Annotated in this window: 2 protein-coding genes; one reads left to right on the top strand and one right to left on the bottom strand. The window is 64.2% G+C overall.

Going from position 1 to position 5,300, the window contains the following annotated elements; all coding sequences use genetic code 11:
* Positions 1-3,593: pyruvate:ferredoxin (flavodoxin) oxidoreductase (nifJ, locus tag VLR48_RS16685; protein WP_325292870.1), on the bottom strand; the 3,593-nt coding region annotated here is incomplete at its 3' end.
* Positions 3,594-3,852: 259 nt separating this feature from the next.
* On the opposite strand from nifJ, the gene VLR48_RS16680 reads away from it, so the two are divergent.
* Positions 3,853-5,046 (top strand): inorganic phosphate transporter, encoded by a 1,194-nt coding sequence (locus tag VLR48_RS16680; RefSeq protein ID WP_325292869.1) that lies wholly within the window; start codon positions 3,853-3,855, stop codon positions 5,044-5,046.
* Positions 5,047-5,300: the final 254 nt, after the last annotated feature.

Below are 5,300 nucleotides of genomic sequence, written 5' to 3'. Positions count from 1 at the left end.
GCCGTGTCCTTCGGAGCCGCGGCGGGCGCCTTCTGCACGGCTAGATGCGCCAACTGCTCGTAGAGCGTAAAGCGGGTCTGGACGTGCTTTTGGGCGAGCTGCAAATAGCGCTCGGCGGCCTCCGGATGGGTGCGGGTGAGGACGCTGAAACGGGTCTCCGAGGAGACAAAGTCGCGATACGGGATGCTCGGCGGCTTGCTGTCGATGTGCAGCGGATTCTCCCCCGCAGCGAGCCGGCGCGGGTCGAACCTGAACAGGCCCCAGTGTCCCGAGTTGACCGCCATGTCCTGCTGACGCAGGTTCTTGGACAGGTCCACGCCATGGGCGATGCAGGGCGAGTAGGCGATGATGACCGAGGGACCGTCGAAGGACTCGGCCTCGATGAAGGCGCGGACCGTCTGCACGTCCTTGGCGCCGAAGGCGACTTGGGCAACATAGACGTTCTCGTAGGCCATCGCCATCATGGCGAGATCCTTCTTGAAGGTCGACTTACCGGCTGCGGAGAACTTGGCGACCGCGCCCATCGGGGTCGACTTGGAGGTCTGGCCGCCGGTGTTGGAGTAGACCTCGGTATCCAGGATCAAGAGGTTCACATTGCGCCCGCTCGCGAGCACATGATCGACACCGCCGTAGCCGATATCGTAGGCCCAGCCGTCGCCGCCGATGATCCAGACGCTGCGTTTGACGACCTGGTCGCAGATGCCTTCCAGGGTGCGTGCCTCCAGGTCCGGGATGCCCTTGAGCTTCTCCTTCAGGGCGACCACACGCTCGCGTTGCTCGAAGATTCCGGCCTCGTCGGACTGGTCGGCCGTAAGCAGACCCTCGGCGAGATCCTCGCCGATCTTGGGTGCGAGCCGCGTGATGATCTCGCGGGCATGAGCGGCCTGTTTATCGACGGCGAGCCGCAGGCCGAGGCCGAACTCGGCGTTGTCTTCGAACAGGGAATTGTTCCAGGCCGGTCCGCGACCCTCGGGGTTGGTGGTGTAGGGCGTCGTCGGCAGGTTGCCGCCGTAGATCGAGGAGCAGCCGGTGGCGTTGCCGATCAGCATGCGGTCGCCGAACAACTGGGTCGCGAGCTTGATGTAGGGCGTCTCGCCGCAGCCCACGCAGGCGCCTGAGAACTCGAAGAGCGGCTCGAGCATCATGGCGTGTTTGATCTTGGTGCCGTCGAGCTTGGTCCGATCGTATTCCGGAAGGGTCAGGAAGAAATCCCAGTTCGCTTGCTCTGCAGCGTGCGTCTGCTCGGCCGGGACCATGTTGAGGGCCTTGCGGTTGGGGTCCTTGCGGTCGCGGATCGGGCAGACATCCACACAGAGACCGCAGCCCGTGCAGTCGTCCGGGGCGACCTGGTAGGTAATGTGATGATCCGCCGGGAAGTCCTTCCCCTTGATCTGGACGTGCTGAAAGCTCGCCGGTGCCGCGTCCGTGAGCGCGACCGGGTAGACCTTGGCGCGGATGGCGGCATGGGGACAGACCAGCGGACACTTGCCGCAATGGGTGCAGAGATCGTCCTCCCATTTCGGCAGCTCGAGGGCGATGTTGCGCTTCTCGTAACGGGTCGTGCCGGTTGGCCAGGTGCCGTCCGCCGGCATCAGACTGACCGGCAGACTGTTCCCTTTGCCGGCGATGAGCGTGGCGGTCACGTTGCGCACGAACTCGGGTGCCGAGATCGGGACCACGGGCGGGCGCTCGAAGACACTGGTCACCTGAGTCGGGACACTGACCTGATGAAGCCCGGCGAGCGCGGCATCGATCGCCTTGTAGTTACGGTCCAAAAGACTCTGACCCTTTTTGCCGTAGGTCTTCTTGACGGCATGCTTGATGTGCTCGATCGCCTCGTCCTTCGGCAGGATGCCGGAGATGGCGAAGAAGCAGGTCTGCATGATGGTGTTGATGCGCCGGCCCATGCCGGTGGCAGCCGCGATCCCGTACGCGTCGATCACGTAGAAGGAGAGGCCCTTGTCGATGATCGCCTGCTGCATCTTGCGCGGCAGCTCGTCCCAGATCCGATCGGGCGGGGTGTTCGAGTTCAGTAGGAACACGGCTCCGGGGCGGGCATGGTCGAGCATGTCGTAGCGGGTGAGGAAGGTCGGCTGATGACAGGCGACGAAGCTTGCCTCGCTCTCGCCGATCAGATAGGTGCTGTTGATCGGCTTCGGGCCGAAGCGCAGGTGGCTGATGGTGACCGCGCCGGCCTTTTTGGAGTCGTACTCGAAGTAGCCCTGACCGAAGTTGGGCGTCTCTTCGCTGATGATCTTGATCGAGTTCTTGTTGGCCGAGACGGTGCCGTCCGAGCCCAGGCCGAAGAAGACGCAGGCGGTGACGCCCGCCATCGCCGCCGGCTTGAAGTCCGGATCCCAGGCCAGGCTGGTGTGGCCGACGTCGTCGATGATGCCGACCGTGAAGGGATTCTTGGGCTTGGGTGCCGCCAGCTCGTCGAAGACGCCCTTGACCATCGCCGGGGTGAACTCTTTGGACGAGAGCCCGTAACGGCCGCCGACCACGCGCGGCATGGCGGCGATACGGTCGTCGGCGAAGGCTTGGGCGAGTGCGGTGACGACGTCTTTGTAAAGCGGCTCCCCGTCGGCACCCGGCTCCTTGCAGCGATCGAGCACGGCGAGTCGGGTTGCGGTAACCGGGATAGAGGAGAGGAGGGCGCCTGCATCGAAGGGGCGGTAGAGCCGGATCTTGATCAGACCGACCTTCTCGCCGTCGTCTACGAGATGCTCGACCGCCTCCTGCGCGGCCCCGATCCCGGAGCCCATCAGCAGGATGACGCGCTCCGCATCGGGCGCGCCCACATACTCGAAGAGCCCGTATTGACGGCCCGTGAGTGCGGCGAAGCGGTCCATGGTGCGCTGCACGATGCCGGGAACCTCGGCGTAGTAAGGGTTGACCGTTTCGCGTCCCTGGAAATAGACGTCCGGGTTCTGCGAGGTGCCGCGGATCACGGGGTGGTCCGGGTTGAGTGCGCGCGCACGGCAGGCCGTGACCAGCTCCTCGTCGATCAGGGCGCGGATGGTCTCGTGCGAGACCTGCTCGATCTTGGTGACCTCGTGCGAGGTTCTGAACCCATCGAAGAAGTGCAGGAAGGGGACGCGGCTTTCCAGGGTCGCGGCTTGGGCGATGAGCGCGAAGTCCATGGCTTCCTGGACGGAGGCCGAGCAGAACATGGCGTAACCGGTGGCGCGGCACGCCATGACGTCCGAATGGTCGCCGAAGATCGACAGCCCCTGCGCCGCAAGCGAGCGCGCCGAGACGTGAAAGACCGTCGGGCTGAGCTCGCCGGCGATCTTGTACATGTTCGGGATCATCAACAGCAGACCCTGCGAGGCCGTAAAGGTCGTCGCCAGGGACCCGCCCTGCAATGCACCGTGGATCGCTCCGGCCGCGCCGGCCTCGCTCTGCATCTCCACGACATCGGGGATCGTGCCCCAAAGATTAGGAATGCCGAGCGACGACCACTCGTCCGCCCATTCGCCCATATTGGAGGACGGGGTAATGGGATAGATGGCGATGACCTCGTTGGTCAGGTGGGCAACGTAGGCCACGGCCTCGTTGCCGTCGAGGGTTACCATGAGCTTTTGCGACATCGAGCTTTCCCGGATTGGTGGGTAGAGGAGGCCGGCAACGCGGCCGAGCTGCGCCTTACTCCGACTCGGCGGCTGGCGCAGCCCGAAGCGAGGCGGGAGCCGAGTAACGGCCTCAACTATAGCCCGAAACGCGGTTGGATTGACGCTCGTTTGCGAGCGCTTTCAAGCGAATCGGCATCGGCATGATCCGGATCAGGTCGGCATTCTTTGCACACGTATGGTGCCGATCTCAGGATCCGCGCGCGCCTGCGGCGCATTCATGACGATTGGGTTACGGTTCTATTTCTGGAACAATACCGCGCGAATGGGTGCTCCGGTGTCGACGACGCATTCGATCGTCGGCGCGGTGCTGGGTGCCGGAGTCGCGTCGAGCGGGCTCGGGATCGCCGATTGGGACAGCGTGGCCAAGATCGTCGCGAGCTGGGTGATCTCGCCACTCATGGGCGGCGCGATCGGCGCCGGCTTTCTGTATCTGATCAAGCGCAGCATCACCTACCGGACCGATTTGGTCGCCTCGTCGCGTCAGGCTGTGCCCTATCTGGTGGCCGCCATGGCGTTCGCCTTCGGCACCTACCTAATGCTCAAAGGGCTCAACCGGGTCTGGACCGTGACCATCCTGCAGGCCTCGGGCGTCGGGGTCGCACTGGCGATTCTGGTCTTCTGGGGCGCCCGCCCGATCATCGAACGGCAGGCACGGCGGATCGGCAACTCCAAAGAAGGAGTCAATCAGCTCTTCACCGTCCCGCTGATCTTTGCCGCGGCCTTGCTGAGCTTTGCGCACGGCTCGAACGATGTCGCCAATGCCGTCGGGCCGTTGGCTGCGATTGTCGAGGTCGTGAGCTCGGGGACCGGCGAGATCACGGCGGCTGCACCCATCCCGATGTGGGTCATGATCGTGGGTGCGCTGGGGATCGCGATCGGACTGGGCCTGTTCGGGCCGAAGGTGATCCGCACGGTGGGCTCGGAGATCACCGAGCTCGATCAGATGCGCGCCTACTGCATCGCGATGGCCGCCACACTCACGGTCATCCTCGCCAGCCAGCTCGGGCTTCCGGTCAGCACGACGCATGTCGCCGTGGGTGCTGTCTTCGGCGTCGGTTTTCTGCGCGAGTATCTCAAGAGCCAGTACGCGAGGATGCTCGAAACCATCAAGGCGCATCACCCGGAGGGCGATCAGGCCGCCATCGATGCCTTCCTCGCAAAATTCGCCAAGGCGTCGATCGACGAGAAGGGACGCATGCTGCGCGAGCTCAAGCGTAAATCCAAACGCAGCATGGATCCGGCCCACTTCTCCAAGCTCGAGCGCCAAAGCCTGCGCAAGGTCTATCGCCACGAGCTGGTGAAACGCTCGCAGGTGCTCAAGATCGTAGCCGCTTGGGTGATCACGGTGCCCGCGTCCGCGCTCATGGCGGCGATGCTGTTTTTCACCATCAAAGGGATGTTGACGGGTTGAGGCGAGCGGAGCGGGCGATCATCCCGGCGACAGAACTTGCTTGCGCATGAACCCGGCCACGGCGCTGAGCCGATGATCGGAGGGGCGGGGTGGACAAGCGCAGCGCAGTCCACGTGTGACCGGCATGCTAGTCGGCTAGTTGGTGCAAGTCCAACCGTGGCCCTTGGGAGAAGGGAACACGTAGGCGAAGGCAAGGGTGCCCGAAGAAACTCCCCCTGCACCTTACGGATGAGGACGATGGCAAGGCCGCTGCC

It is taken from the genome of Thiocapsa sp., from assembly GCF_035467215.1.
In the GTDB taxonomy this organism is placed as follows: Bacteria; Pseudomonadota; Gammaproteobacteria; order Chromatiales; family Chromatiaceae; genus Thiocapsa.
Note: the sequence above shows the minus strand (reverse complement) of the source record. Positions and strands in the feature narration are given on the sequence as shown.

Excerpts from the sequence above, each read along its gene's own strand:
- VLR48_RS16680 (WP_325292869.1), top strand. The coding sequence starts at position 3,853 with ATGACGATTGGGTTACGGTTCTATTTCTGGAACAATACCGCGCGAATG.